Origin of the sequence: Nocardioides sp. LHD-245, from assembly GCF_030929495.1 — a bacterium.
Taxonomy (GTDB): Bacteria; Actinomycetota; Actinomycetes; order Propionibacteriales; family Nocardioidaceae; genus Nocardioides.
Map to the genome: position 1 here is coordinate 1 of NZ_JAVFWN010000018.1, position 26,973 is coordinate 26,973.

Here is a 26,973-nt window from a genome sequence, read left to right on the forward strand (position 1 = left end):
CATCAAGAACGCGCCCTTGAGGTGCACGCCCATGACCAGGTCCCAGTCGTCCTCGGTCATCTTGAACAGCAGGTTGTCGCGGGTGATGCCCGCGTTGTTGACCAGGATGTGGATGCCGCCCAGCTCGGTCACGACCCGCTCGATCGCGGCCTCGACCGACGCGCCGCCGGAGACGTCGGCGCCCACGCCGACGGCCTTCGCGCCCGCGACCAGCGGCAGCTTCGCTGCGGCCTCGGCCGCGGCGGCCTCGTCGAGGTCGACGATCGCGACCGACGCGCCCTCCTCGGCGTAGCGGGTGGCGGTGCCGAACCCGATCCCGCGCGCGGCTCCGGTGATGACGGCGACTCGCCCGTCGAAACGACCCATCTGCTTACCTCAGCTCTCTCTGCCCGGGTCTGGACCCAGGCGCGCGTCCGATTCGGCCGCAGCCTACGACGCCAGCGCGGCGCGCAGACTGGCGGCGTACTCCGCCGACTCTCCCGCGGCGTACTTCGTGCGCGGCCAGAAGAAGCCGCGCAGACCGTCGCCCTTGGTGCGCGGGACGACGTGCAGGTGCAGGTGCGGCACCGACTGGCTGACCACGTTGTTCATCGCCACGAAGCTGCCCTGGGCGCCCAGTCCCTCGACCACGGCGGTCGCCAGCCGCTGCGCGGCGGCCAGGAAGCCGTCGCGCTGGTCGGCCGGCAGGTCGGGCAGCGTGACGACGTGGGTGCGGGGCACGAGCAGGACGTGGCCCTTGAACACCGGGCGGCGGTCGAGGAAGGCGAGCAGGCCGGGCTCGTCCAGGACGACGTCGGCCTCGGCGTCGCCGGCCACGATCGTGCAGAACACGCAGTCGTCCGTCATCCGTCGTCCCGCCCCACACCGCGCAGGAAGGTGCGCACCGCGACGTCGCCGGCCCGGCTTCGCGGGAGGGTGCCGTGGTTGATGGCCTCGGCCGCCGCGTAGCCGATCGAGTAGAGCGCGGCGATCACCCAGTCCGGGCCGGCCGAGGCGTCGATCGCCCCCTCCTCGGCCGCGCGGACGACGACCTCGCGCAGCTCCGCGCTGTCGTCCTGGTCGTCCGCACCGGAGCCGCCGAAGCGGGCGGGGTCGGCGTAGAGGTAGATGACCGCGTCGCCGACGTCGACGATGGCCCGCAGCAGCGCCGCGAGCTCCTCCGCCGCGCTGGCACAGCCCTGGACCGCCGCGCCCGCGGCCTCGCCGAGCACCAGGAGGGCATGGTCGCGGGCCGCCAGCACCAGGCTCTGCCGGTCCGGGAAGTAGCGGTGCAGGGTGCTGCGGCTGACCTGGGCACCGGTCGCCACCTCGCCCAGGGAGGCGTTCCAGTCCCGGCTCCAGAGCGCCACGGCCGTGTCGACGATCGCGCGGCGGGTGCGCTCGCGGACCCCCGAGAGCGACCCCGTCGCCGCAGCCTGCCCGATCCCGCTCGTCACGATCGCGAACGCTACCAAGATGCCCCATCATGAGACTTAGTTGTTGCAAAATAGTACATCTGTGTCTCATAGTGGTGGACCGTCGTCGCCCGCCCGAGGAGCAGCCGTGGCCTACGCCGTCCCGACCGTCAAGCCCGATCCCGGCGCCACCCCCGAGATGAGCGTGCGCGACAAGCTCACGCTGCTGGGTGGCTACATCGGCCCGCACCGCCGCCTGCTGGCCGTCGGCGTGCTGCTCGGCCTCCTCGGCACCGCGGCCGAGCTCGCCACGCCGATGGTCACCAAGTGGGTGCTGGACGGGCTGTCCGTCGAGGCGTCCCTGCGCACCCCGGTCGTGATCCTCGGCGTGCTGCTGGTGGCGGGCACCTTCGTCGGGCTGGTCCAGGGCATCATGCTCGGCACGCTGGCAGAGCGGATCATCCTCGCCACCCGCACCGGGATGGTGCGCCACCTCCTGGGCGTCCGGGTCCGCGAGCTCGACAACCGCTCCGAGGGCGAGATGGTCGCTCGGGTCACCTCCGACACCCTGCTCATCCGTGAGGCCGCGACGACCAGCGTCGTGTACGGCGTCAACGGGCTGATCAGCGTCGTCGGCTCGCTCGTGCTGATGGCCTATCTCGACTGGAGCCTGCTCCTGGTCACCCTCGCCGTCGTCGTCACGGTCGCGGTGGCCGCGCTGCTGCTCATGCCCAGCCTGGCCCGGGCCTACCAGGAGTCCCAGGCCGAGATCGGCGAGATGGGCGGCCGCCTGTCCGGTGTGCTCCGCGCCCTGCGCACGGTGAAGGCCAGCCGGGCCGAGGAGCGGGAGGCCGAGCGGATCAGCGAGTTCGCCCACCGCTCGGCGGTGTCGGCGGTGCGCGCGGTGCGGCTGGAGACGGTGGCGTGGACCATCACGGGGGCCGGCATCAACCTCGCCGTGATGCTGGTCCTGGGCTTCGGCGCCTACCGGGTCGGCGCGGACGCGCTGGAGGTGAGCGCCCTCATCGCGTTCCTGCTCTACCTCTTCGGGCTGACCTGGCCGGTGATGATGCTGACGATGGCGCTCACCGCGCTGCAGTCGGGCCTGGCGGCGGCGGCCCGGATCGCCGAGGTCACCGGCATGGAGCTGGAGGTGCACCACGCGCGACCCGACGCCGAGCTCCCCACGCCGGACGCCGCCGGCTCCCTGGAGCTGCGTGGGGTCCGGGTCCGGTATGCGCCCGAGGCGCCGTGGGCGCTCGACGGCGTCGACATCGTCATCCCGCGCCGCGGCCACACCGCGATCGTCGGCCCGTCCGGCGCCGGCAAGACCACCGTCCTGTCCGTGCTGCTCCGCTTCCTCGACCCCGACGCCGGGGAGGTGCTGCTCGACGGCGTCCCCTACGACCGGTGGCCGCTGCGCGACCTGCGCCGCCGGATCGCGTACGTCGAGCAGGACACCCCGCTCGTGCCGGGCACGCTGCGCGAGAACCTCTGCTACGCGGCGCCCGAGGCGCCGGAGCCGGAGCTGTGGCGCGCCCTGGAGGTGGTGCGGATGGCCGGCCGCGCGCGGTCCCTGCCCGCGGGGCTGGACACCGAGATCGGCCCGACCACCCTCTCCGGCGGCGAGCGCCAGCGGGTGGCCGTGGCTCGCGCCCTGGTCGCCGACCCCGAGCTGCTGCTGCTCGACGAGGTGACCGCGCAGCTGGACGGGATCACCGAGGCGGCGGTGGCCGAGGGCATCCGGCGCCAGGCGGGGCGCGGCGCGGTGGTCACCATCGCGCACCGGCTCTCGACCGTGCTGGACGCCGACCAGATCGTGGTCCTCGAGGCCGGCCGGGTGCGCTCGGTCGGCAGCCACGCCGCGCTGCTGCAGAGCGACACCCTGTACGCCGAGCTGGTGGCCGCGCTGCGGATCGCCGCCGCCGAGCCGGCGTAGGGCGCAGGCCGGAGATCAGGCCGCGCCCTGCTCCTCGGCCCACGCGTCGCGGGTGGCGACGGCGATGTCGGGGTGGTCGGAGAACAGCGCGTCGACGCCCGCGTCGAGGAACGCGTCGATCTCGCCGGGGAGGTCACCGGGTGCGTTCGGGTCGGTGCCGATGCGGTGGTCGGCCGGCAGGAACTGGTTCTCCAGGCGCATCGTCCAGGTGACGACGCTGAGCCCGGCCGCGTGCGCGTCCGACACGAGGGCGCTCGGCGCGGCCAGGGCGCCGGACGCGTCGCGCGGGACGACCAGGTTCTTGGTCGGCGCCACCCACTCGGCGTACGACGCGATGTCGGCCAGGCCCGCGGGCGTGACGAGGTCGGCGTAGGTGGTGGCGGAGCCGGCGGCTCGCAGGTCGTACGGCGCGCCGCTGCCGTCGACGAGCTGCGCGAGCGGGACCCGGGTCATCGTGTCGAGGCGGCGGAGGTTGCCGGTCTCGAAGGACTGGATGACGACCTTCGCGTTCCTCCGGTCGAGGCCGTTGCGCCGCAGGGTGCGGACGAGCGGCTCCTCGAGCGCGAGCCCGATCGAGTCGAAGTACGTCGGATGCTTGGTCTCCGGTGCGATGCCGATGGTGCGTCCGCTGCGGCCGGACTCGCGCTTGACCAGCTCGATGACCTCGTCGAGGGTGGGCACCTCGAACTGGCCGTCGTAGCGGGTGTTTCCGGGCCGGACCTGCGGCAGCCGCTCCTGGGCGCGCAGCGTCTTGAGCTCTGCGAGCGTGAAGTCCTCGGTGAACCAGCCGGTGACCGTGACGCCGTCGATGGTCTTGGTGGTGCGTCGCCCGGCGAACTCGGGCCGTTGGGCGACGTCGGTCGTGCCGCCGATCTCGTTCTCGTGGCGGGCGACCAGGACGCCGTCCTTGGTCGAGACCAGGTCGGGCTCGACGTAGTCGGCACCCATCCGGATCGCGAGGCGGTACGCCGCCAGGGTGTGCTCGGGCCGGTAGCCGGAGGCGCCGCGGTGGGCGATCACGCTCGGCTCTCCGGCGGCGTGGCGATCGGGGCCGGGTCGGTGGTCGCGGTCCGCGTCCGGAGCCGCGTGGGCGGGGACGGCCGCCACGCCGAGGGCGGCGACGGCGGTGGACGTGACGGTCAGCAGTGCGCGCCGCAGCGCGGGGGTCTTCCGAGAGGTCATGGCCGCCAGCCGACCAGCCGCAGGTGGCCCCGTGGAGAGAGCGGGGTGAACGTCGGTCGGCGAGCAGGAGGATCCCGCCGGGCGACTGTGGCCATGCCCACAAGAGCCTGCCTCCGTTCGGGGGTAGGGCCGCGGGGCGGGCGACCGGGACAATGGGCCGGTGGCGTACTGGCACCGGACTGCACCGCACACCTTCGCCCCCACCGAGCACGTGGGCGGCGCCTGGGACCGCGCGACCCAGCACATCGCACCCGCCCTCGGGGTCCTCGCGCACGAGGTCGAGCGCCACCGCGACGCGCGGCGCTCCGACGGGCTCGTCGTGAGCCGGCTCTCCTACGACATCCTCGGGACGGTGCCGATCGAGCCGATCGACGTCGTGGTTGAGGTGCTGCGCCCGGGCCGCACGATCGAGCTGGTGCAGGCGACCGCGTCGTTCGCCGGACGTCCCGTCGTGCTGCTGCGCGCCTGGCTGGCCGAGCCCTATGACACCACTCCCCTCGCCGGCACCGACCTCCCCTCGATCCCGGGCCCCGACGAGATGGAGCCGTGGGACATGGCGGGCCTGTGGGCCGGCGGGTTCATCGCCTCCCTCGAGGTCCGTCGCACGGCGCTCGGGCCCGGCCGGTCGATGGTCTGGGTCCGCACCCCGCACCCACTCGTCGCCGACGAGCCGGTCAGCCGTCTCGCCTCCGTCGCGGGCCTGGTCGACGTCACCAACGGGATCGCCGTGCGCACCGACCCCGCCGAGGTCGCCTTCCCGAACCTCGACCTGACCGCCCACTTCCTGCACGCCCCCGCCGAGGGGTGGCTCGGGCTCGACACGACCCAGTCGTACGGCGCCGGCGGCATCGGCGTGACCAGCTCGAAGATGCACGACGAGAACGGGCCGCTCGGCACGATCGCGCAGACCCTCACCGTGCGCCCGTAGATTGGTCACATGCGCGTCGCCGTCGTCGGAGGTCACGGACAGATCGCCCGCCTGCTGCATCCACTGCTGGTCGCGGCCGGGCACCAGCCGGTCGCGTTGGTGCGCCGCGAGGACCAGCGGTCCGCGCTCGAGGCGCTGGGCGCCGAGGTCCGGCTGCTCGACATCGAGAACGACGACGTCGACGCCTTCGCCCGCGCCTTCGCCGGCTGTGACGCCGTCGTGTTCAGCGCCGGCGGCGGCCCCGACGGCAACGCCGCGCGCAAGCGGACGGTCGACCTCGAGGGCTCGCTGAAGTCGGCCGCGGCCGCCGCCCTCGCCGGCATCGACCGGTTCGTCCAGATCTCGGCGATCGACGTCGACCGCCCCGTCGCCCCCGACACCGGCGAGGTGTGGGCGGCGTACGTCGCCGCCAAGCGCGACGCCGACGCCGCCCTGCGCGCCGGCCCCCTGGACTGGACGATCCTGCGCCCCGGCCGGCTCACCGACGCCCCCGCGACCGGTCAGGTCGCGCTGGGCCCGGACGTCGCGCGCGGCGACGTGACCCGGGCCGACGTCGCCGCCGTCGTGGCCGCGGTGCTGGACCGCCCCGAGTCCGCCCGGCACCAGTGGAACCTGGTCGGCGGCGACGTACCGGTCGCCGAGGCGGTCGCGGCGGCGCTCGGCTCCTGAGCGGGAACCGGCCCACGGGATTATCCGGTGGGCGGTCCTGGTTGTGGCCCGGTAGACTGGTCGACACAACTCAAGAGGGGCTGATCGGTTTCGACTTGGGACGTTTGTTCCAGGGGAAGCGGGTCGAGAAGCCAGCGTCATCTCGTAAACGATCGCTGGAAACCTATAACTGCCAACACCAATCGCAGTTCCTTCGCTCTCGCTGCCTGAGCAGTGATCGAAGCGTCTGACCGGGCATCCGTCTCCGTCCCGGATCCAGACGTCATCTAGGAGACTTGCTGCGTCGCTCCAGTCGGGAGGGTGACGCGGGACTCAAACCCGGCTGGGCCTGTCGATGACGTGTTCGTGCGAGCATCGGGGCCGAGAAGACGCCACCACGGACTGCACCCGGAGAAGACCTGGCTCGGCGCTCGAGGACCGGGGTTCGATTCCCCGCAGCTCCACGCACGGACGGACCGACGTGGCCCGCGCATCGCGCGGACCACGTCGGTCTCGTCATGTCCGGGCCCGCCCCGGACCTGTCAGTCCAGGAAGCCTGCCAACCAGTCCGCGACCACGGGGATGTCGAGGCGCTGATAGCCGTCGAGGTAGCGGCAGTTCTCCGTGTAGCCGTACGACGTCACGCCGACGACGGCCTCGCCGAGCCACAGTGAGCCACCCGAGTCGCCGAAGCAGGTGCCGCCGGTGCCGAACGGGTCCTTCTCGTTGCCGTTGGTCTGGATGATCTGCGGGGTGATCTTCTGGCCGGGCATGTCGACGTAGCGGCGGATGATCGGATAGCTCATCGGCGTGGGCTTCTGCGGCCCCGTGTCGGCCTGGCGCACCTCGGTGCCGTAGCCCACGGCGCGGAAGAGCGTCTGGCGCGGCTGCCGGATCGCGTCGGCGGTGCCCACCTCGGCGAGAGGTGCGGGCGCGATGTCGGTGACCGGCGCGTCGAGCACCACGACACCGACGTCGTTCCAGTTCCTCAGATCCGTGAAGTCGCTGTAGTCCGGGTGGGTGTGGGCGGTGCCCGACAGGTAGCCGGCCGCGGCCAGCTCGGCGGAGGTGTAGCCGGCCGCCGGATCCGCGGCCACCGGCAGCGGCGACGGCGGCGCCTCCGCGACCACGCTGTCGAAGGTCACCAGCGTCTTGCCGAGCGTGCCCGCCGTGCAGTGGGCCGCGGTGACCAGCACCGTCGGGCTGACCAGCGTGGCCGAGCAGCGGAACCGGCCGTCGGCGTCGTAGAACGCGATCAGGCCGACGTTCGGATGGGTGTCGCCGTCGACGGTGCCACCGGTACTGGCGCCGGCGGGCGAGGCAGGTGCGACGAGACCGAGGCCGGCCAGGGCGGCGACAGCCAGGGTGAGGAGCCGAGTGTGCATTTTCTTCCCCCTTGGATGAGCTCACCGGTGTGAGCTCGACCTCAGTCCAGCACTGCACGGGCCTCGGGGGAAGGCGTCCGGGTCACGAACCTCCGGGGTCCTCGCCGAGCAGCCGGACGGCGTTGTGCCAGCACACGTCCCGCAGCCAGTCGTCGCCGAGACCGAGGCGGGCCAGGCCCTCGAGCTGCGTGACGTACGGGTACGGGATCGTCGGGAAGTCCGAGCCGAGCAGCACCTTGGGCTGCAGGTCCCTCAAGCGGGGCAGCAGCGAGGCCGGGTAGGCGGCGGCCTGGTCGAAGAAGTCGGTGAACACCATCGTGGTGTCGAGGTGGACGTTCTCGTAGCGCTCGGCGAGCTCCAGGAAGTCCTCGTACTCCGGCGCCCCCATGTGCGCGACGAGCAGGCACAGACGCGGGTGGCGGCGCAGGAGACGGGCCACGGAGTCCGGGCCGGTGAACTCGTTGCCGACCGGTCCCGAGCCGGCGTGCACGGTCACCGGCGTCCCGGCCTCCTCCAGGACGCCCCAGACCGGGTCGAGGACCGGGTCGTCGGCGACGAACTCCCCCACCTGCAGGTGGATCTTGAAGATCCGGACGCCGTCCGCGACCAGGCCGGCGACGTACCGCTCCGCCTCGGGCTCGGGGTAGAACGTGGCCGACCACAGCACCTCGGGCACGGTGGCGGCGAACTCGCGCGACCAGTCGTTGAGGTAGGTCGCCACCCCCGGCTTGTGGGCGTAGGGATGGGTGGGGAAGCGGCGGACGCCGAAGGCGCGCAGCTGGGCGATCCGCTCCTCCAACGGGCCGCGGTAGCGGATCGGCCACGGCCGTCCGATCTTCGGGCCAGCGGCGTCGAACACCGCCCAGACCGCGCGCTCGATGTTGGGCGGCAGGAAGTGGGTGTGGAGGTCGAGGAGTCCGGGCAGGTCGAGCCGCTCCCAGAACGCGCGGACCTCGGGAGCCTCGTGGACCAGGTCAGTCACGCATGCCCTTGAGGCGGCGGCCGATGGCCTCCTGCTTCTCCCTGTCGGCGGTGCGCTCGGCGATCGCCTGGCGCTTGTCCCACGACTTCTTGCCCTTGGCGAGCCCGATCTCGATCTTGGCGCGGCCCTTGACGAAGTACAGCGCGAGCGGGATCACGGTGTGCCCCTTCTCGCTGACCTTGCGCTCGATCTTGTCGATCTCGGCCCGGTTGAGGAGCAGCTTGCGCTTGCGGCGCGCGGCGTGGTTGGTCCAGGTGCCCTGGGCGTACTCGGGAATGTGCACGCCGTGCAGCCAGGCCTCGCCGCGCTCGATGTCGACGAAGCCGTCGACCAGGCTGGCCCGGCCGAGCCGCAGCGACTTCACCTCGGTGCCCTGGAGCACCAGTCCGGCCTCGAAGGTGTCCTCGATGTGGTAGTCGTGGCGCGCCTTCTTGTTGGACGCGACGAGCTTGCGCCCGTTCGCGTCCTCCTGCTTCGCACCGGACTTCCCCGACGACTTGGCCATGCCGCCCCCCTTTCCGGCCCAGTCTCTCAGGAGCGCGCAACGCGTTTCCGCGCAGGTGCGCCTCAGAGGTACGGCATCGGGTCCACCGGGTCCCCGTTGCGCATCACGATGAAGTGCAGGTGGCAGCCGGTGGACCAGCCGGTGGCGCCGGAGTAGCCCACGACCTGGCCGCGGGTCACCGTCGCGCCCTTGCTGACGGCGTACTTGCTCATGTGGTTGTAGACGAGGACGATGTCGGCGCCGTTGACCTTGCCGATCGCCAGGTAGAGCCGGTTGCCGTAGACCTCGTCGTAGTAGGCGTCGATCACGGTGCCGGCCTCGCCGGCGCGCAGCGCGGCGCCGCAGCCGGTGCCGAAGTCGGTGCCGTTGTGCAGGCCCCAGTAGCCGTAGATCGGGTGGATCCGGTAGCCGAAGGGCGAGGTGACGGGCCCGGGGCCGGGGCGGGCGAGAAGGCCGGCGGTGTCGCCGTCGTAGCTGCCGCCCTGCTTCTGGGCCAGCTCGATGATCTTCTGCCGGATCCGGGCCTCGCGCTTCTCCAGGCGGCGCAGCGCGGCGCGGTCGGCCTCGCGGGCGGCGACGACCTCGGCGCGCACGCCCTCGGTCTGGGTGACCAGGCCCGCGACCTCGGACTCGGTGGCGGCGGCCTCGTCGACCAGCCCGGAGACGGTGGCGACGTTGTCGTCGGCGGCCTGCTTGGCGTCCGCGACCTGGTCGCGGGCGACGCGCACCTCGGTCCGCTGCTGGGTCATCGCGTCCTCGGCCGCCTTCAGCCGGACCAGGGCGTCGTTCTGACGCCCGACGACCAGCTCGTTGGCCGTCTCCCCCATCAGCACGTCCTCGATGGTGCCGGCCTCGGCGTACGCCGACAGCAGGGCCAGGCGGGCATCCCCCAGCTGGGCGATGCCGATGAGCGTGTCGCGGCTGGCGGCGCGCTGGACGGCGACGTCGGCGCGGGCCTGCGCCAGCGCCACCTTGGCCTCGGCCAGGCGGCCCTGGGCCTCGGTGAGCTGCGTGGCGAGCGTGGCCGCCGCGGCCTGTGCGGTCGCGAGGTCGGCACGAACGGACGCGAGCCGGGTCCGCGCGTCGCCGAGACGGGCCTTGGCCTTCTCGAGCCGCTTGGCGATCTTGGCGACCTGCTGGCTGGCCTCGTGGATGTCGCCCTTGACGCTGGCGATCTCGCCCTTGACGGCGTTCTGCTTGTCCTTGAGGTCGTCGCCGTCGTCGGCATGGGCCAACGGGACGGCCAGCCCGGCCACGGCGATGACGACGGCGACGGCAGTCACCAGCCACTGGGGGTGGGCCCACACAGGCAGTCTGTCGCGCAGATCGGGCAGGGCACGGCGCAGCCACGGGGCGCTGGGGAAGAAGCGCACGGTAAGACCAATCGGTGTTCGGGGAAGAGTTGCTCGGCTTGCTCGCTGACGCTCGCTCACCGAACCCCTCGACCGTATCGGCCGACGATCAGACTTTGACGTATTTGCGGGTCAGCAGGAGTGTCGGGATCAGCGTGAGCGCAGGGCCGAGGATCACGATGCCGGGCGGGAAGAGCCCGATCAGCGCCTGGGTGTAGTCGCCCCAGTCGACCCACGGCAGGAACTGGACGTGGTCGGAGAGCGCCTTCTCCACCCCCCAGTACTGGAAGGCGGCCAGGACACCGGCTGCCAGCGCGACGCCGACGACGGCGGCGACGAGGGCCTCCAGGAGGAAGGGCAGGGCGATGTAGAGGGTCGAGGCGCCGACCAGGCGCATGATCGCGATCTCGCGCCGCCGGGCCAGCGCCGCCAGCCGGATCGTGTTGGTGACCTGGAGCAGCGCCGCGAACAGCAGGAAGCCGGCGCCGATCCACGAGCCGTACTTGAGCACGGTCATGATGCCGAAGATCTGGCCCAGCGCCTTGCGCTGGTCCTTGATGACCGAGACGCCGTCGAGGCCCTCGAGCGCGCTGATGATGCCGTCCGCACGCTCGGGCGTCTTGAGCGTCACCCAGTACGCCGCCGGCCACCGTTCGACGGTCACGACCGGGTCGGGGCCCTCGAAGGCGGCTTGGGTGTTGTTGCGCTGGGCCTGCTCGTAGGCCCGGTCGTAGCCCTCCTGCTTCGACTGGAAGGCGGAGGAGGCGACCTCGTCGCTGTCGGCGATCTCCTTCTCGATCCGCTGCTGCTGGTCGGCGGTGACCTCGCCGCTCGCGCAGTTCGGGCTGTGGGAGGGGTCGTCGTCCGTGCAGAGGTTGACGAGGATCTTGAGCTCGTCGCCCAGGCTGTCGCGGGCGACGGTGGCCTCGCGCTGGACGAGGATGCCGATGCCGGCCAGGGACAGGGAGACGAAGAGGGTGAGGATCACCGCGAGGTGCATCGACAGGTTGCGACGCAGGCCGGTGCGGAGCTCGGTGAAGACGTAGCGCAGCTGCATGAGGAAGGGCTCTCTGGGTCGGGCTGAGTCGATGCCGGGGTCAGTGCTGGAAGCCGTAGCTGCCGGACGCCTCGTCGCGCACGACCTTGCCGTGGTCGAGCTCGATCACCCGCTTGGTGAACTGGTCGACGATGCCGTGGTCGTGGGTGGCCATCACGACCGTCGTACCGGTCTGGTTGATGTCACCCAGGAGGTTCATGATCCCGGCGGACGTGGCCGGGTCGAGGTTGCCGGTCGGCTCGTCGGCGATGAGGATCATCGGCCGGTTGACGAACGCACGCGCGATGGCGACGCGCTGCTGCTCGCCGCCGGACAGCTCGTCGGGCATCCGGTCGCCCTTGTCCTTGAGGCCGACCAGCTCGAGCGTCTCGGGGACCACCTTGCCGATCTCGCGGCGGGACTTCCCGATCACCTGCTGGGCGAACGCGACGTTCTCGGTGACGGTCTTGTTGGGCAGCAATCGGAAGTCCTGGAACACGGTGCCGATCTGGCGCCGCAGCCGCGGCACCTTCCAGCCGGCCATCCGGTTGATCTCCTTGCCGGCGACGTGGACGCGGCCCGTGGTCGGCCGCAGCTCGCGCAGGACCAGGCGCAGCGCGGTCGACTTGCCGGAGCCCGACGTGCCGACGAGATAGACGAACTCGCCCTTGTCGATGTCGAGGGTGACCTGGTCGAGCGCCGGCCGGCCGGGGCCGGGGTAGCGCTTGGTGACCTTCTCGAAGCGAATCACTGACCTGACGGTACGCGACGGCCGATGGCGACCGGCGCACCCGTCCTCGGTGGGTCGCGGCGGCGTCAGGCACGTCACGTCGCCGGGTCCAGACACGGCGTCGGTAGGGTGACGACCGTGCCGACGGTCCTGCGTGCGCTGCTCCTCTCAGCGCTGCTCACGCTCGTGCCCGTCGCCGTCGGGGTGGCCCGTTCGGGGGACGAGACGCTGTCGCGCGATCCCGCCGCCTACCAGGGCACGCCACTGGCCGAGTTCGACACCGCCAAGGCGGTCGTGCAACGGGTGCCGTTCTGCGACCTGGTCCCCGCGGCGGCGGTCGAGGAGGCGCTCGGGCAGGAGGCGGAGCTGACCGCCTACGGCAACGGCGAGACGTCCGACGCCTTCCCCAGCGGTGACGTCGCCCACGAGTACGGCTGCCGCTACTCCCCCGCGGCCACCGACAGCACCGACAGCACCGACAGCACCGGCAGCACCGGCAGCACCGGCAGCACCGGCAGCACCGGCAGCACCGGCAGCACCGACAGCACCGACAGCACCGACAGCACCGGACCCGGCGAGGCCCGTGGCTGGGTGTTCGCCCCGCCCGTGCCCCAGGAGACGGCGCAGCAGCTGGTCGAGACACCGCTCGCCGAGACCTGCACGGCGCTGCCGGCCGCCCCCGCCTACGGCACCCCCTCGGCCGGAGTGCTGTGCCCCGGCGACGGCGCGCAGACGGTGACCTTCCAGGGACTGTTCGGCGACGCCTGGCTCGCGTGCAGCCTGACCCTGCCCGCCGACGTACCCCAGGACGACCTGGTGGACCGCGCCGGGCGCTGGTGCGTGGCGGTCGCGCAGGCGGCCTCGGTTCCACTCACCTGACGGGGCCGAGCCCGCCGATCGGACCGCTCTCCCGGGACCATCGTCCCGACCTGGCCGGCCGCGGCTCAGGGAGGCGTCGCGGAGGCCGATCGGCTCCCCATGCAGCACCTCCTGCGCGCGGGGACCGGCCTCGCCGGCTTGGCCCTCGCGGCCGGGGCGCTGACGCTCCCCCCGGCCGCCGCCGAGTCCGACCCGGGCATCCCCGGGCTGACCGCGGCGGAGCAGCACCTGCTCGCCACCGACGACTCCGTCGACGTCGCCGACGACGGCACGTTGTTCGCGGTCGACGCCTGGGAGCCCCCGGCCGAGGGGACCACCGCTGCCGGCGCGGCCGAGGACGCCGCCGGGCCGGCCGTCGCGGAGGCGCTCGCGGACGTCGCGCTCGCCGACACCTTCGCCCTGCACAGCCGCCCCGGCGCCGCCCGCACGATCTACCTCGACTTCGACGGCGGCGGGCTGCTCGGCTCCAACTCCTGGCTGCTGCAGGGGCTGACCAACCTGCTCTTCGGGGGCTGGTCGCTGGACGGCTCCCCGTTCTTCTCCGACGGCGAGCAGGCCATCATCCGGGAGGTCTGGGCCCGGGTGGCCGAGGACTACTCGCCCTGGGACGTCGACGTCACCACCCAGGAGCCGCCCGCGGGAGCCCTGTGGCGCGGCGCGGTCAGCGACCCGACGTACGGCGCCCGGGTGGCCTTCACCAACGACAGCGCGGTCCAGGCGCAGCTGTGCAGCGGCGGGTGCGGAGGCATCGCCTGGATCGGCACCTTCGACGCGGTGACAGCAGGCGAGACGCGCAGCCCGGCCTGGGTGTTCCCGAACTCGCTGGGCCAGCGGGCCAAGCACATGGCCGAGGCCGCGTCGCACGAGGCCGGGCACACCCTCGGCCTGTCGCACGACGGCGTCGGGAGCAGCGGCTACTACGCCGGCACGACCCTGTGGGGACCGCTGATGGGCAGTCCCTACTCCTCGGCGATCACCCAGTGGTCGAGGGGCGACTACGCCGGCGCCAACAACCGCCAGGACGACCTGGCGGTGATCCGGTCGCACGGCCTGCCGGACCGCACCGACGAGGCCGGCAGCACCCCCGCGACCGCCGCCGCCCTCACGACGCTGCCCGGCAGCCGGGGCGTGATCTCCAGCCCCACCGACAGCGACTGGTACGCGCTGACCGACTGCACGGGCACGCTCACCGCCACTGCGACACCCACGACACTCGGGCCGAACCTCGATGTCGTCCTCGAGCTGCGCGACGCCGGCGGCGGCCGGATGGCGTCCGACGCCCCGGCCACGGTGCGCACGTCCACGGGCACGATCAACGGGATGGGCGCCTCGCTCACCGTCCCGCTCACCGACGGTCCCTACTATCTCGCTGTGTCGGGCGGGGGCTCCGGCCCGGGCGGGAGCAGCGGCTGGGGCAGCGGCGGGTACGACGGCTACGGCAGTGTCGGGTCCTACCAGCTCCTCATGGCGGGCTGCGCGGGCGGCAGCGGCGTGCCCGTGCCGCCGCCCACCGAGATCCCGCTGGACCCGTCCGGCCCCGCGGTGCCGGGCCCGGGGTCCGGAAGCGCCGGGCAGCCGACCTCGCGTCCGGGGACGCCGCACGCCCCCGCCGTACGCAAGGGCGTGCGCGGCGGCCGGCCGAGCATTGGGGTCGCCTGGACTCCGCCGACGGCGGGCGGCGGCGCCATCACGGGCTATGTCGTCAAGGCCTTCCGGGTCGACGCCCGGGGCCGGGTGGTGGCCCGTCGCACGTCCGCCGTGCTGCCCGGCACCCTGACCGGCACCGAGCTGGTCGTGCCGCGCAAGGGGCGCTGGTCGGTGCGGATCAAGGCACGCAACGACCTCGGCTGGGGACGGTTCAGCCCCCGGTCGTCAGCAGCGAAGGCGCGCTGACCACGACATCTCGCGGAGCATCGCCGGTCGCCGGTCGCCGGCTCGGCGACCGGCGACCGGTTGGCCTCACCAGGGCATGAACACTCCGTCGAACCACTGTCCGTGGCCGGTGTTCGAGTAGTCGTCCACGTTGAACGAGTAGGCGCCGTGGTTGCCACCCCAGATGTATCCCGGCACGCCGGAGGGCGCCTGGGTGTCGCAGACATAGTCGTTGGTGCAGATCGACACGACCGGGATGTTGCCGAAGAAGCGATCGACACCCGAGAGCGGTGCTCCCACGAAGTAGGTGAACCACTCACCCGAGACCCCGTTGCCGCGCGGGCCGCCCTGGCGCTTCGGGTCGGCGATCAGCACCGCGTTGACGTTGCCGAAGGTCGTCCAGTTCTCGGTGACCCAGGTGTGGACGACCGCCGCGCCCAGCGAGTACCCCATCATCTTCACGTGCTGCCCCGGACACTGGTTCCGCTGGTTGCGGACCAGGCGGTTGAGCTCGTTGGTGCCCTGCCGAGCACCCCATCCGGTCGGTTCGGCGGGGTAGCCGACGCGCTGGCTGACGTTGCCGTGGAAGACCATCGAGTTGTTGTCGCCGGCACCGCCGACGACGATTGTGTAGGTCCCGGCACACGAGGCCGCCGACGCTGGCTGCGCCAAGGGAAAGACGGCGCCGATCGACGCCAGGAGCACTCCGACGGCGAGTGTTCGTAGGGTTCGCATCATCGTTCTCTTCTTTCGTGGGTGGGTGGGTGGCGCTGTGGCTTGACGCCGGCCACCTCACCTGGTCGAACGGCAGGCAGGACCCGAGGCGAACTGAGGACGCCTCACCACCGGCCAAGCCACATACCGGCGGTCAGGACCATGTCGACATCTCTTCGCGGGTTTCGGGCGCGCCAGGACTGTAACACGCTGTTACGGCATTTGTAACAGCGTGTTACGGACGGGCGCGCCGGACCGCGATGCCGCAAGGGTCGCCAAGCGCGGGCGAGGACGGAACTCCCTGAGCGACGATCCGCGGGTCAGCTCGCGTCGGCGTTCTCCGCGCCGCGGCGCCAGCGGATGCCGGCCTCGAGGAAGCCGTCGATCTCGCCGTCGAACACCGCCTGCGGGTTGCCGGTCTCGTAGCCGGTGCGCAGGTCCTTGACGATCTGGTACGGGTTGAGGACGTAGTTGCGCATCTGGTCGCCCCAGCTGGCGGCGACATCGCCCTTGAGGTCCTTCTTGAGCGCGGCCTCCTCGGCCTTCTTCTTCGCGAGGAGCTTGGCCTTGAGGACGATCATCGCGGCCGCCTTGTTCTGCAGCTGCGACTTCTCGTTCTGGCACGACACCACGATGCCGGTGGGGATGTGCGTCAGGCGCACCGCGGAGTCGGTGGTGTTGACCGACTGTCCGCCGGGTCCGCCGGAGCGGAAGACGTCGGTGCGGATGTCGTTCTCGTCGACCTCGATCTCGTCGGTCTGCTCGAGCTGGGGCACCACCTCGACGGCGGCGAACGACGTCTGGCGCCGGCCCTGGTTGTCGAACGGGCTGATCCGCACCAGGCGGTGGGTGCCGGCGTCGACGGAGAGGGTGCCGTAGGCGTAGGGCGCGTGGATCGCGAACTCGGCCGACTTGATGCCTGCCTCCTCCGCGTAGGAGATGTCGTAGACCTCGACGGGGTACTTGTTGCGCTCGGCCCAGCGGGTGTACATCCGCATCAGCATCTCGGCGAAGTCCGCCGCGTCGACGCCGCCGGCGCCGGAGCGGATGCTGACGATGGCCTCGCGCTCGTCGTACTCGCCGGACAGGAGGGTGCGGACCTCGAGGCCCTCGACGGCCTGCTTGACCTTCCCGAGCTCGGCCTCGGCCTCGGCCAGGGTGTCCTCGTCGCTCTCGTCGGCGGCCAGCTCGGCCAGGACCCCGAGGTCCTCGATGCGCTGCTGGAGGGCACGGAACCGGTCGACCTGGCCCTGCAGCCCGGAGAGGCGGCCGGTGACCCGGGTCGCGTTGGCCTGGTCGTCCCACAGGTCCGGGGCGGCGACCTGGACCCCGAGATCGGCGATCTCCCGCTCCATCTTCGGCAGGTCGAGGACCTGCTCGATGGTGTGCATCGTCGCAGTCAGCTGCTTGATCTCGGAGTCGAAGTCGGGGCCCGCCACAAGGAGCAAGGTTACGGCGCGCGGCGCGAATCACCGAGCCGGGGCGCTCCGGAGGCCGGCGAGAGGACCCGCGCGGCGGGAGCGCGGGTAAAGAAAACGTGAATCCTTCTCACAAAACCTGTATGCGCCCCGTCACAACCTGCTTGAATCCCGGACACTCCCTCCGCCACACGGTCCCCGTGGCCGTCCTTCTCGGGTGGCACCCCTCCTCACGGGACGGTGACGCATGCTCCCTGCGCCGATCGACAGCACACTCCTGCCCGGGGGCCGCCGCCGCGCGGCCCACGCCTTCCGACGACGACTGGCCTGGCTCAGCGTCCTCGCGACCATCGTCGCGAGCCTGGTCGCCGCCGCGCCGCCCGCGCAGGCCGCCCAGGCCAGCGGAGACGACGTCGCCGCCTGGAGCCCCGGCTGGTCGTGGACCTACCAGACGGCCTTCCGCTACACGGGCGAGGCCGCGGACGTCACGATCAACGAGAACGTGACCTACACGGTGGCGGGGGTGGAGACCTTCCAGGGGCAGAGCGCCTACAAGCTCAACATCACCGGCAACATCACCGGTGGCGGGGGCAGCGCCAAGGTCGACGGTGTCGGCAACGCGACCCTCAAGGACTTCTCCGGGTCGGTGAGCGGGACCCGCTACGTACGCCGCTCCGACCTGGCCCTCCTCCAGGAGAAGCAGCACCAGAACCTCAACGCGAAGGCGTCCGTCTCGATCATCACCGTGGGCATCACCGCGGCGGTCGACCTCGAGATGACCCCGCGGGGCGGCTGGCGCGTCATCGACTTTCCGGTGGAGGCAGGACAGACCTGGCAGAACGACGTCGACGTCGACTACACCGGCGGCTTCACCTACGACGCCGGCAGCTACGGCTCGGGGGCCGACACCTTCGAGGGCGTCTTCTCCCTCGACGCGCCCGTCAACGTCACGAACGCGACGATCAACGCCGCGGGCGGCAACGTCGCGACCCGGCGGGTCCACTCGCAGAGCGCGGACGGCGAGCTGGTGAGCACCGACTGGTGGTCGCCGACCCACCGCAACGACGCGCAGCAGTACCTCAAGCTGCCGCTCGACGGAGCCGCGCTGAGCCTGGACCGGAAGCTGACGTCGGCCTCGACGCCGGCCGCGGCCACCACCCTGACCGGCACCATCACCCCGTCGCTGAGCTGTGCCGGCGGTGACGTCACCGTCGCCGGTCGCCTCAGCAGCGGCGCGGCCGGCGTCCCGGTGACCGTCACCCTCGACAAGTCCCCGATCGCACCGGGCCAGGGCGTCACGGTCAACGCCACGACCACCTCCGGCGGCAACTACGCCGCCACCCTGGCTGCTCCGGCACAGGCCGACGGTCTGCAGAAGAACGGTGCCCGCGGGAGCTGGGGCGTCCTGGTGACCGCCGGCGGCGTCACCACGGCCGCCACGCTCGTCGTCACCCCGAAGAACTGCAGCACCCTGACCTACCAGGGCGACGCATCCGCCCCCCAGGGCAGCACGGCGACCGTCCGGGCGGTCCTCGCCGACCTCGCCGGCGGTGGCGTCGGCGGCCGCACGGTCACCTTCACCCTCGGCAGCACCACGGTGAACGCCACCACGAACGCGGCCGGTGTCGCCGAGACCCAGATCGCCGTCGCGGGTCCGCCCCGCACGGCGACCCTCACCGCGTCGTACGCCGGTGACGGCGGGCTCGAGCCGGCCTCGGCCTCGACGCCGTTCACCGTCGGCACGATCGCGACGACGACCACCGTGGTCGCCGACCCGGGCGTCGTCACCATCGGCGACCCGGTCCGGTTCACCGCGACGGTCGCGCCGCAGCACGGCGCCACCCCGGCGGGCACCGTCCGCTTCGTCGTCGACGGCTCCGACTTCGGTGCCCCGGTCGCGCTGAGCGGCGCTCAGGCCACCAGCTCGGCGCTGTCGACGCTCGGCCTCGGCAACCACACCGTCACCGCGGTCTACAGCGGCTCGGCGGACAACACCGGCAGCTCCTCGAGCGCCGTCACCTTCCGGGTCCGCGAGCCGCTGCTGGCCACCAGCACCGCCTCCTCGGTCTCGCCCGCCCAGGCCGTCCACGGCCAGTCGGTGACGCTGTCGGCGACCGTCTCCACGGGCGCCGGGACCCCGACCGGCGACGTCGTCTTCACCGTCGGCGGGACGGAGGTCGGCCGGGCCGGCGTCGACGCCACCGGCCAGGCCGCGGTCGTCGTCGACGACCTGGCCGTGGGCAGCAACCCGGTGGTCGCGACCTACACCGGCGACGACGTGTACGCCGGCAGCGCCGCCTCCCCGCGGACCGTGACCGTCGCCAAGGCATCGGTGGCGGTGTCGCTCGACTCCCCCGCCGGCACCACGGTGAGCGGCGAGGCGATCGGCTACACCGCGACCGTGGCGGTCCAGGCTCCGGGCGGCGGCACGCCGGCCGGCTCGGTCCAGCTGCTGGTCGACGGCGGCGCCGTCGGCGGACCGGTGGCCCTCGACAACGGCGTCGCCGTGTTCCCGCCGCTCACCTCCCTCGGTGCGGGCACCCACACCGTGGAGGCCCAGTACGCCGGCAACGGCCAGTACCAGGGCGGCTCGGACCAGGTCGAGCAGGTCGTCGACCAGGCCGACACCACCACCGTGGTGCAGGCCACCCCGTCGCCGTCCGTTCAGGACCAGAACGTCCAGCTGACCGCGGTCGTCGCCGCCGTCAGCCCCGGCTCGGGCTCCCCGACCGGCACGGTGACCTTCTACGCCGGCTCCGAGTCGCTGGGCGCCGTGCCGCTCGTCGCCGCCCCGTCGGGCAGCGTCGCCACCCTCGACGTCGACGACCTGGCGCCGGGCACCCACCAGATCACCGCACGCTACGCCGGCGACACCGACTACCGCACCAGTGAGGCGGCGGCCGTCGCGCACACGGTGATCCCCGGCGCCGCGGTCGTGGCGACCACGACCACGCTGACCTCGAGCACCAACCCGTCGTCGTACGGACAGCAGGTGAGGTTCCGCGCCACGGTCGCGACCGACGGCGACAGCCCCGTCGGCTCGGTCCAGTTCTCGGTCGACGGCCAGGACCTGGGTGCGCCGGTGGCCGTCGAGGACGGCCTCGCGGTCAGCCCGCCGGTCGACACCGCCGAGCCGGGCGACCACACGGTCATCGCGAGCTTCGAGGCCGCACCGGGCTTCTCCGGCTCGGGCGACATCCTCACCCAGACGGTGACGACCGGCACCGCGGACGTGTCCCTCACGTCCTCGGCACCCTCGTCCGGGCCCGGTGAGGGTGTCCGGTTCACCGTCGAGGTGACCTCGGACGCGGGGATCGGCCCGTCCGGCTTCGTCCAGTTCGCGGTCGACGGCCAGCCCCTCGGTGCTGCCGTCGCCCTCGTCGACGGCGCCGCGACCAGTCCCCAGGTCAGCGGCCTGACGGCCGGCGAGCACACCGTGTCGGTCCTCTACTCCGGCGACCTGCGCTACGGCGCGGGCACCGCGCAGCTGATCCAGACCGTGGTCCAGACCGCGACCACGACCGAGCTGTTCGTCTCGCCGAGCGCGTCGACGTACGGCGACCCGGTGCTCCTGTCGGCGATCGTGAAGCCGGCGCCGGGCGGGCTCCCGCAGCCGACCGGTCCGGTCACCTTCCTCGCCGGCGGCGCTCCGATCGGCACGGTCTCGACCACGCCGGTCGACGGCCCCGGCGACGGCGTCTCCAGTGTCGCGCGGCTGACGGTGGCGCTGCCGGCGGGCACCCACGTGGTGAAGGCGGTGTACGCCGGGAGCGCGCATTTCCAGGGCAGCAGCTCGGCGAACGCCGGTCTCACCGTGGAGAAGCGGGCGACCTCGATCGTGGCGGCACCGGCGGCGGTGAAGCTGCTCCCGCTGATGCTGCCGCTCGGTCAGCTCCGGGCGACGGTGACCGGCACCGGCAGCGGTCCGGTGGCGGGCGTCCCGGTCGAGTTCCGGGCGGGCGCGAAGCTGCTCTGCGTCGCGCCGACGAACGAGTCCGGCATCGCCGTGTGCAACGCGGGCTCGCAGATCCTCGCGCTCACCCTCGCCCTCGGCTACACGGCCACCTTCAACGGTGACGCCAACCACCTCTCCTCCACGGCGCGCGGCGCCCTCCTGAAGTGAGGCCCGCTCCGATGAAAGGAACCTCTGTGCGGCGCATGATCGCGGCCCTCGCGGCCACCACCTTGGGACTCGGGATCCCCGTCGTCCTGGCCTCCTCGGCCGCAGCCGACATCACGGCTCCGGCCAACGGGGCGGCGCTCCGGGGCAATGCCACGCTCTCGGCGAGCGGTGCCTCCGACACGAGCTACTGCAACCTGACCGGGATCGCGGACGATCCGCAGACCACGCTGCAGCTGATCAACGGTGCCGGGACCGTCGTCTTCAGCAATGTCCAGGGGGGCACCGGCGCCAAGAGCGTCGCGGTCGACACCCACGCCTACCCGAACGGCAGCTACACAGCGCGGGCGCTCGAACGGAACCGGAAGTCCAAGAACGTCGTCTCGTGCACCAACGAGACGAAGACGACCAACCGGTCGGTGACGATCGACAACATCACCCAGCTGGCCTACTCCGGTGCCACCGAGGCGCCGCAGAACACGTCGGCGACCGTCAAGGCCACGCTGACCGACCCGCACCTCTCCTCGTCGGTCCTGCCCAACCGGACGGTGACCTTCTCGCTGTCCGGTGGCACGTCGGTCAACGCGATCACCAACGCCAGCGGCGTCGCGACGGCCTCCCTGCCCATCTCCGGGCCGCCCCGGACGGCGACGGTCACGGCGTCGTTCGCGGAGACGCCCTACTATCGGGCGTCGTCGGTCCCGACGCAGTTCGTGGTGCAGAAGAACCCGACGACGACCACGCTGGAGCAGCCCGCTCCTGTCGTCCACGGCCAGGCGGTGTCCTTCACCGCGCAGGTCGCGCCGGTCAACGGCACGAGCACGGCGACCGGCACCGTCCAGTTCACCGTCGACGGTGACGACTTCGGGGCCCCGGTGCCGGTGGCCGCCGGCACGGCGACCTCCGCGTCGACCTCGACCCTCAGCACGGGCGACCACACCATCGGTGCCCGCTACAGCGGCGACGCGAACCTGGTCGACAGCAGCGCGTCGACCAGGCAGCTGAGCGTCGGCAAGGCGCCCACCAGCACCCAGCTGACCAGCACCGGCTCGCCGACGGTCTCCGGCGAGGCGGTCACCTTCACCGCCACCGTCGGCGTCGTCTCCCCCGGTGTCGGCGAGCCCGCGGGCGGCGTCCAGTTCAACGTGGACGGCGAGCCCTACGGCACCGCGGTGCCGCTCGACGGCGACGCCGCCGAGCTGACCATCAGCAACCTGCCGCCCGGCAACCACACCGTGCAGGCGACGTACAACGGCAACACCGACTTCGCCGGCAGCTCGTCGGGCAATGTCACCCACGGCGTCAACCGCGCCGCCACGACAGTCGTGCTGAGCACCTCCAACCCGGACGCCGTCGCGGGCGAGCCGCTCACCTTCACCGCCGACGTCGACGTGGTCGGCCCAGGCGCCGGCGAGCCCGGCGGCTCGGTGCGCTTCTTCGCCGACGGCGAGGCGATCGGCGGACCGGTGCCGCTCAACGGCGGCAGCGCGGTGTCCGCATCGGTCAAGCTGGACGCCGGCGACCACGTGATCACCGTCGACTACGAGGGTGACGACCGGTTCGCCGGCGCCACCGACGCACTCGACCAGGAGGTCGCCGCCGCCGCGACGAAGACCGCGGTGGACGTCTCCCCGAGCCCGTCGGTCGTCGGACAGCAGGTCACCGTCCGCGCGACGGTCACACCGGTCGCGCCCGCCACCGGCGACCCGGAGGGCGCAGTCCAGTTCGAGATCGACGGCCAGCCCGGCACCTTCGTCGACCTGGTCGACGGGGTCGCCGAGCTGTCCACCAGCACGCTGACCCGCGGCGGCCACCAGATCCGGGCCCGCTACTTCAGCGCCGACCCGAACTTCGTCACCAGCACCTCCGCCACCGTGAGCCACACGGTGAACAAGGCCGCGACGAAGACCACCCTCACCAGCAACGCGCCGGTCGCGGTCATCGGCCAGCCGGTCACCTTCACCGCCACGGTCGCCGTCCTGGCGCCCGGTGCCGGGTCGGCGTCGGGCACCGTCACCTTCACCGACGGCGACACCGTGCTCGACACGGCGCCGGTCAGCTCCGCCACCGGAGGGGTCGCCGCGATCACGGTCGACTCGTTGGGCGTCGGCCAGCACGCCGTCGTCGCCACCTACGACGGCGACGACAGCTTCACCGGCAGCAACGGCTCGGTCTCCCAGAAGGTGCAGCGGGCGCAGACCGCGACCCTGGTCACCTCGACGGCCAACCCGTCCCAGCCGGGCGCGGCGGTCCGCTTCACCGCGACCGTCAGCCCGGTGGCGCCCGGCGCCGGCGACCCCGGCGGCACGGTCCAGTTCAAGGTCAACGGAGCCGCCCTCGGCGCCCCGGTGCCGATCGCCGGCGGCACGGCGACCAGCCCCGACTTCGCCAACCTGGCCCCCGGCACCTACCGGATCTCGGCGGTCTACAGCGGCGAGCCGCGGTTCGTGGGCAGCACCGGCCTGCTCGACCAGGGCAACGGCCAGACCGTCGGCAAGGCCGGCACCTCGACCGAGCTCGCCTCCGACGACGCCGAGGCCGACCAGGGCCAGGCGGTGACCTTCACGGCCACGGTCCGCGCGGTCGCCCCGGCCACCGGCAAGCCCACGGGCGTCGTCCAGTTCTGGACGGGCGACACGCTGCTCGGCGCGGTCGGCCTGACGCCGGCGTCGGCGGCCAACACCAGCACCGCGTCGTACACGACGGCGACGCTGGCGGCCGGCACGCACGAGATCCGGGCGATCTACGGCGGCAACGTGACCTTCGAGGGCTCGACCGAGACGACGTCGCAGGTCGTGGGGGCCGGCGTGACCGTGACCGGCCTCGCGTCCAGCGCCAACCCGTCGTCGTACGGCGACCGGGTGACGCTGACCGCGACCGTGACCGACGCGACCCCGACCTCGGGCAGTCCCACCGGCACGGTGACCTTCCGGTCCGGCGACGACGTGCTCGGCACGGCGCCGCTGGCCACGGTCGACGGGAGCCAGCAGGCGACGCTCGACGTCGACGGCCTGGCCACCGGCAGCCACGTGCTGACGGCGACGTACTCGGGGAGCGCGTCGCGGGCCGCCAGCACCTCGCCGGAGCTGACCCAGGTGGTCGACCGGGCCGTCGCACGGCTCGACGACCTGCGCACGGCGCTCGTCCTCGGCTACGTCCGGGACGTCTACGCCACCCTGAACGACGCGCAGGGCCGTCCGCTCGCCGGCCAGCAGCTGGTCTTCCGCACGGCGGCGTCGCTGCCGGGCGGTGACGGTCAGCGGCTGATCTGCGAGACGGTCACCGACCAGAACGGCGTCGGCCACTGCTCCGTCGACTCGCGGTGGCGGTCGATGGTGACGTCGAGCGGGTTCGACGTCTTCTTCGCGGGCAGCACCACCCACCTGCCGACGTCCGACCACGGCGGCCGGTAGCCGAGCAGGAGCGACAGTCACGAGGGGCGGGCCCGATCGGGTCCGCCCCTCGTGGCGGCCCGGGCGCCTCGCCCAGACTCAGCCCCGGCCGGTGATCTCGACGGTCGCGAGCATCTGCTCGATCAGCTGGTCGCCGTCGGGCACCCCGGCCGGCACGACGAACTCGACGCTGAAGAAGCGCCCGCCGGTGACGCCGCCGACGATATAGCGGTGTCCCTCGTCGTTGCGCGCCTCGAGGACGAAGCAGGTGGTGCCGTCGACGACCCGATCCGCCACCCGGGACGGCGGCAGCGGCGTGCCCGCCAGCGAGCGCTCGTAGGAGACCGCCTTGTCCTCCGTGTCCAGTCCCGGCCCGGCCAGGATGTCGGTCACGGTCGCGTTGACGATGCCCGCCCCCTCGACGTAGAGACCTCCGGCGACCGTCGTCCCGAACCGGCTGACCTTCCAGTCCGGGGAAGCCGTGAGTCGCATGCGCACGGACTCGACGCCGATCTCCTTCCCCGTCGCGGGCGCCACCGACGGCGTGACCGGGGTGACCGGGTCCGTCGGCGCCGTGGACGTCGTGGACGTCGCGGTGGAGCCGGCCTCGGGTCCCGGTCGCTCGTCGTCGGAGCAGGCGGCCAGCGCGAGCACCAGCAGCCCGGCCGCCGTCGGTCCGAGGGCCCGACGCACCACCCGAGAGATCATCCGACCATCCTCTCCCACAGCCCGGCGGACGCCCCGACAGTAGCAACCCGGAACGGGGCCGTTTGGCCGGGCGACCCGATGGGTAGCCCCCTGATGTCGCCTGTCCCTCGGGAACCTCAAAGGAACGCGCATGACCATCGGACCGCTCCCCCTACCGCCGATCGCACCGATCTTCCCGTCGCTCTTCAACCCGGCGTTCCTGGCGGGGCTGAAGGACCTCGAGCTGCGGATCATCGAGGCCCAGGTCGCGTCCGTCTACAAGACGCTCGACGAGCAGATCGAGGCCATCAAGGGCCTGAAATTCACCGGCGAGGGCGCGATCCCCGCCGGCTCGTTCGGCCAGGGTGTCGAGTCGACCCGGCTGGCCAACGAGCACACCCGCGCTCACGGCGTGATCGTCGACTCCCTCGTGGAGATGCGCGAGGACCTCGGGGTCTTCCAGGCCGCGATCCTGGCCGCCAAGGGCGTCATCACCGAGGCGGACGAGCAGGCCGAGGCGGACCTCCGGCTGGCCCTGAACCGCACCGTGGGTCTCGACCTCGGCACCGACAACGACGAGGACGGTGAGCTCTGATGGCCGGCGAGCACCTGAAGGACCTGCTCCGCCGCACGACGGGCATGTCCAGCGACGACGTGACCACCGCCCAGACGTCCTGGGCGGCCACGACCACCGCGCTGGGGACGATCTACGAGGCGCTCGACACGGCGAGCACAGCGATCCCGGCCGGCATCGGCGGCCCCGAGACCCGCGACGCGGCGAAGACCGCGTTCACCCAGGCGGCCGCCAAGATCGGCAAGCGGCGCGACCAGATGAGCGGCGTGTCGACCGCGCTCAGTGCCGCCGCGACCGCCATGTCCGAGGCGGAGCTGGCCGCGAAGGGAGCACCCGACGCTCCCCCGAGCTCGAGCCCGACCGCGCCCGAGCTCACCGGCGACCTGGACAAGGACGCCAAGGCCATCGCGAAGTACGCCGACGACGTGACCGACTACAACACCGAGGTCACCACCTACGGCAACGCCGACGAGAAGGCCCGCGAGAAGATCAAGGCCCTCCTCACCCGCTACGACGAGGCGTTCACCGCTCTGGAGAAGATCGAGGGCCAGCCGAAGAAGCCCGGGGAGAACGGCGGCAAGGAGCCCGGCGGACCGGGTATCCCCCACGTCCCGCTAATCCCGGGGCCCAACGGCACCATGCCCGGCCACTGGGTCGGCTCCGACCCGCTGCCCGATGTGCACGGGCCCGACTTCCCGGACCCGACGACCGGCGTGGGAAGCCCGGGCGGCGTCGGCGGCGTACATCCCGCGGGGAGCCCCCCGATCGTGCACACCCTGAACCCCGACCTCCCGCCGCTCGACTACGACCCCGACCTCGGCACCGGCGGCGGTCCCGAGCTCGGGCAGATGGGGCCGGCCGTGCTCGGCGGCGGCCTCGCGGCCGGTGCCTTCGGTGCCCCCGGTCTGATCCGCGGCATCAAGGGCCTCGTCGGCGGCCGGGGGCTCGGCGGCAGCAGCGTCGGCTCGATCGGCGCCAGCTCGCGCGCCGGCGGGCCCGGCTCGCTCGGCCGGGGCAGCGTTGGTGCGGCCGGCAGCCCGGTCAGCCGGGCGGGCGGCCGCGGAGCCGGCGGCCGCGGTGGCGCCGGCGGCCGCGGTGGCGCCGCGGGCGGTGCCGGAGGCCGCGGCCGGCGGCGCGACCAGCGCGAGGGCGAGGACCGGGACCTGTTCGACGACGGGCAGGACTGGGTCGACGACGAGGGCGCCGCGCCCGGCGTCCTGGACTGATCAAGCCGAC

The 26,973-nt window shown here is 72.6% G+C and carries 22 protein-coding genes and 1 other RNA gene; 10 read left to right on the top strand and 13 right to left on the bottom strand.

Features of this window, described 5'->3' with window-relative positions:
- The 3 genes from RB608_RS23540 to RB608_RS23550 form a co-directional block, all read right to left on the bottom strand.
- The coding region (locus RB608_RS23540) for an SDR family NAD(P)-dependent oxidoreductase (protein ID WP_308090513.1) at window positions 1–366 on the bottom strand (366 nt) is incomplete at its 3' end.
- Between the two features lie 63 nt (window positions 367–429).
- A complete protein-coding gene (locus RB608_RS23545) occupies window positions 430–846 on the bottom strand; it encodes an HIT family protein (protein WP_308090514.1) in 417 nt (138 codons plus the stop codon).
- Window positions 843–1,436 carry a TetR/AcrR family transcriptional regulator gene (locus RB608_RS23550; protein WP_308090515.1) on the bottom strand — a complete coding sequence of 198 codons (594 nt, stop codon included), beginning with the start codon at window positions 1,434–1,436 and terminating at the stop codon, window positions 843–845. Before RB608_RS23550 ends, RB608_RS23545 begins: the two co-directional genes overlap by 4 nt.
- A 106-nt stretch (window positions 1,437–1,542) precedes the next feature.
- On the opposite strand from RB608_RS23550, the gene RB608_RS23555 reads away from it, so the two are divergent.
- Window positions 1,543–3,333 (top strand): ABC transporter ATP-binding protein, encoded by a 1,791-nt coding sequence (locus RB608_RS23555; protein WP_308090516.1) that lies wholly within the window; start codon window positions 1,543–1,545, stop codon window positions 3,331–3,333.
- A gap of 15 nt (window positions 3,334–3,348) precedes the next feature.
- Here the strand turns inward: RB608_RS23555 and RB608_RS23560 are convergent, their stop codons facing one another.
- Window positions 3,349–4,515: a glycerophosphodiester phosphodiesterase gene (locus RB608_RS23560; RefSeq protein ID WP_308090517.1), complete on the bottom strand. Its 1,167-nt coding sequence runs from the start codon at window positions 4,513–4,515 to the stop codon at window positions 3,349–3,351.
- A 160-nt stretch (window positions 4,516–4,675) separates the two neighbouring features.
- Here RB608_RS23560 and RB608_RS23565 point away from each other — a divergent pair, with 160 nt between their 5' ends.
- From RB608_RS23565 to ssrA, 3 genes are all read left to right on the top strand, one after another.
- On the top strand, window positions 4,676–5,443 hold the full coding sequence (locus tag RB608_RS23565; protein WP_308090518.1) for a thioesterase family protein: 768 nt from the start codon (window positions 4,676–4,678) through the stop codon (window positions 5,441–5,443).
- Between the two features lie 9 nt (window positions 5,444–5,452).
- The gene (locus tag RB608_RS23570) at window positions 5,453–6,112 is read left to right on the top strand and encodes an SDR family oxidoreductase (RefSeq protein WP_308090519.1); all 660 of its coding nucleotides are present in this window, start codon (window positions 5,453–5,455) and stop codon (window positions 6,110–6,112) included.
- Between the two features lie 76 nt (window positions 6,113–6,188).
- Window positions 6,189–6,558, top strand: a transfer-messenger RNA (tmRNA) gene (ssrA, locus tag RB608_RS23575).
- Window positions 6,559–6,633: 75 nt separating this feature from the next.
- Here ssrA and RB608_RS23580 read toward each other — a convergent pair.
- The 6 genes from RB608_RS23580 to ftsE form a co-directional block, all read right to left on the bottom strand.
- Window positions 6,634–7,476: a trypsin-like serine protease gene (locus RB608_RS23580; protein ID WP_308090520.1), complete on the bottom strand. Its 843-nt coding sequence runs from the start codon at window positions 7,474–7,476 to the stop codon at window positions 6,634–6,636.
- Between the two features lie 82 nt (window positions 7,477–7,558).
- Window positions 7,559–8,458: an amidohydrolase family protein gene (locus RB608_RS23585; RefSeq protein WP_308090521.1), complete on the bottom strand. Its 900-nt coding sequence runs from the start codon at window positions 8,456–8,458 to the stop codon at window positions 7,559–7,561.
- Window positions 8,451–8,963, bottom strand: a complete 513-nt coding sequence (gene smpB / locus RB608_RS23590) for an SsrA-binding protein SmpB (RefSeq protein WP_308090522.1) — start codon at window positions 8,961–8,963, stop codon at window positions 8,451–8,453. The genes RB608_RS23585 and smpB overlap by 8 nt, the downstream gene beginning before the upstream one ends.
- A 62-nt stretch (window positions 8,964–9,025) precedes the next feature.
- A complete protein-coding gene (locus tag RB608_RS23595; protein WP_308090523.1) occupies window positions 9,026–10,336 on the bottom strand; it encodes a peptidoglycan DD-metalloendopeptidase family protein in 1,311 nt (436 codons plus the stop codon).
- 88 nt (window positions 10,337–10,424) lie between these two features.
- Window positions 10,425–11,372 (bottom strand): permease-like cell division protein FtsX, encoded by a 948-nt coding sequence (gene ftsX / locus RB608_RS23600; protein WP_308090524.1) that lies wholly within the window; start codon window positions 11,370–11,372, stop codon window positions 10,425–10,427.
- 40 nt (window positions 11,373–11,412) lie between these two features.
- Window positions 11,413–12,102: a cell division ATP-binding protein FtsE gene (ftsE, locus tag RB608_RS23605; RefSeq protein WP_282400695.1), complete on the bottom strand. Its 690-nt coding sequence runs from the start codon at window positions 12,100–12,102 to the stop codon at window positions 11,413–11,415.
- 117 nt (window positions 12,103–12,219) lie between these two features.
- On the opposite strand from ftsE, the gene RB608_RS23610 reads away from it, so the two are divergent.
- Together RB608_RS23610 and RB608_RS23615 are read left to right on the top strand one after the other, a co-directional pair.
- A complete protein-coding gene (locus RB608_RS23610) occupies window positions 12,220–12,960 on the top strand; it encodes a hypothetical protein (RefSeq protein WP_308090525.1) in 741 nt (246 codons plus the stop codon).
- Between the two features lie 99 nt (window positions 12,961–13,059).
- A complete protein-coding gene (locus RB608_RS23615) occupies window positions 13,060–14,853 on the top strand; it encodes a zinc-dependent metalloprotease family protein (RefSeq protein ID WP_308090526.1) in 1,794 nt (597 codons plus the stop codon).
- Window positions 14,854–14,919: 66 nt separating this feature from the next.
- On the opposite strand, the gene RB608_RS23620 is transcribed toward RB608_RS23615, so the two are convergent.
- Both RB608_RS23620 and prfB read right to left on the bottom strand, forming a co-directional pair.
- Window positions 14,920–15,570 carry a cutinase family protein gene (locus RB608_RS23620; protein ID WP_308090527.1) on the bottom strand — a complete coding sequence of 217 codons (651 nt, stop codon included), beginning with the start codon at window positions 15,568–15,570 and terminating at the stop codon, window positions 14,920–14,922.
- Between the two features lie 296 nt (window positions 15,571–15,866).
- A complete protein-coding gene (prfB, locus tag RB608_RS23625) occupies window positions 15,867–16,985 on the bottom strand; it encodes a peptide chain release factor 2 (protein ID WP_308090528.1) in 1,119 nt (372 codons plus the stop codon).
- Window positions 16,986–17,211: 226 nt separating this feature from the next.
- On the opposite strand from prfB, the gene RB608_RS23630 reads away from it, so the two are divergent.
- Both RB608_RS23630 and RB608_RS23635 read left to right on the top strand, forming a co-directional pair.
- The gene (locus tag RB608_RS23630; protein WP_308090529.1) at window positions 17,212–21,087 is read left to right on the top strand and encodes an Ig-like domain-containing protein; all 3,876 of its coding nucleotides are present in this window, start codon (window positions 17,212–17,214) and stop codon (window positions 21,085–21,087) included.
- A gap of 35 nt (window positions 21,088–21,122) precedes the next feature.
- Window positions 21,123–24,497 (top strand): Ig-like domain-containing protein, encoded by a 3,375-nt coding sequence (locus RB608_RS23635; RefSeq protein WP_308090658.1) that lies wholly within the window; start codon window positions 21,123–21,125, stop codon window positions 24,495–24,497.
- Window positions 24,498–24,575: 78 nt separating this feature from the next.
- Here the strand turns inward: RB608_RS23635 and RB608_RS23640 are convergent, their stop codons facing one another.
- Window positions 24,576–25,184, bottom strand: a complete 609-nt coding sequence (locus RB608_RS23640) for a hypothetical protein (RefSeq protein WP_308090530.1) — start codon at window positions 25,182–25,184, stop codon at window positions 24,576–24,578.
- 130 nt (window positions 25,185–25,314) lie between these two features.
- On the opposite strand from RB608_RS23640, the gene RB608_RS23645 reads away from it, so the two are divergent.
- The gene (locus RB608_RS23645; RefSeq protein ID WP_308090531.1) at window positions 25,315–25,758 is read left to right on the top strand and encodes a hypothetical protein; all 444 of its coding nucleotides are present in this window, start codon (window positions 25,315–25,317) and stop codon (window positions 25,756–25,758) included.
- On the top strand, window positions 25,758–26,963 hold the full coding sequence (locus RB608_RS23650; RefSeq protein WP_308090532.1) for a hypothetical protein: 1,206 nt from the start codon (window positions 25,758–25,760) through the stop codon (window positions 26,961–26,963). Before RB608_RS23645 ends, RB608_RS23650 begins: the two co-directional genes overlap by 1 nt.
- The last annotated feature ends 10 nt before the right edge of the window (window positions 26,964–26,973 follow it).

What these genes read in the sequence shown, in the direction of transcription:
- RB608_RS23545 (WP_308090514.1), bottom strand. Translation starts at nt 846, where the DNA reads ATGACGGACGACTGCGTGTTCTGCACGATCGTGGCCGGCGACGCCGAG.
- RB608_RS23560 (WP_308090517.1), bottom strand. Translation starts at nt 4,515, where the DNA reads ATGACCTCTCGGAAGACCCCCGCGCTGCGGCGCGCACTGCTGACCGTC.
- RB608_RS23570 (WP_308090519.1), top strand. Translation starts at nt 5,453, where the DNA reads ATGCGCGTCGCCGTCGTCGGAGGTCACGGACAGATCGCCCGCCTGCTG.
- RB608_RS23580 (WP_308090520.1), bottom strand. Translation starts at nt 7,476, where the DNA reads ATGCACACTCGGCTCCTCACCCTGGCTGTCGCCGCCCTGGCCGGCCTC.
- smpB (WP_308090522.1), bottom strand. Translation starts at nt 8,963, where the DNA reads ATGGCCAAGTCGTCGGGGAAGTCCGGTGCGAAGCAGGAGGACGCGAAC.
- ftsX (WP_308090524.1), bottom strand. Translation starts at nt 11,372, where the DNA reads ATGCAGCTGCGCTACGTCTTCACCGAGCTCCGCACCGGCCTGCGTCGC.
- RB608_RS23615 (WP_308090526.1), top strand. Translation starts at nt 13,060, where the DNA reads ATGCAGCACCTCCTGCGCGCGGGGACCGGCCTCGCCGGCTTGGCCCTC.
- RB608_RS23620 (WP_308090527.1), bottom strand. Translation starts at nt 15,570, where the DNA reads ATGATGCGAACCCTACGAACACTCGCCGTCGGAGTGCTCCTGGCGTCG.
- RB608_RS23630 (WP_308090529.1), top strand. Translation starts at nt 17,212, where the DNA reads ATGCTCCCTGCGCCGATCGACAGCACACTCCTGCCCGGGGGCCGCCGC.
- RB608_RS23635 (WP_308090658.1), top strand. Translation starts at nt 21,123, where the DNA reads ATGATCGCGGCCCTCGCGGCCACCACCTTGGGACTCGGGATCCCCGTC.
- RB608_RS23640 (WP_308090530.1), bottom strand. Translation starts at nt 25,184, where the DNA reads ATGATCTCTCGGGTGGTGCGTCGGGCCCTCGGACCGACGGCGGCCGGG.
- RB608_RS23645 (WP_308090531.1), top strand. Translation starts at nt 25,315, where the DNA reads ATGACCATCGGACCGCTCCCCCTACCGCCGATCGCACCGATCTTCCCG.
- RB608_RS23650 (WP_308090532.1), top strand. Translation starts at nt 25,758, where the DNA reads ATGGCCGGCGAGCACCTGAAGGACCTGCTCCGCCGCACGACGGGCATG.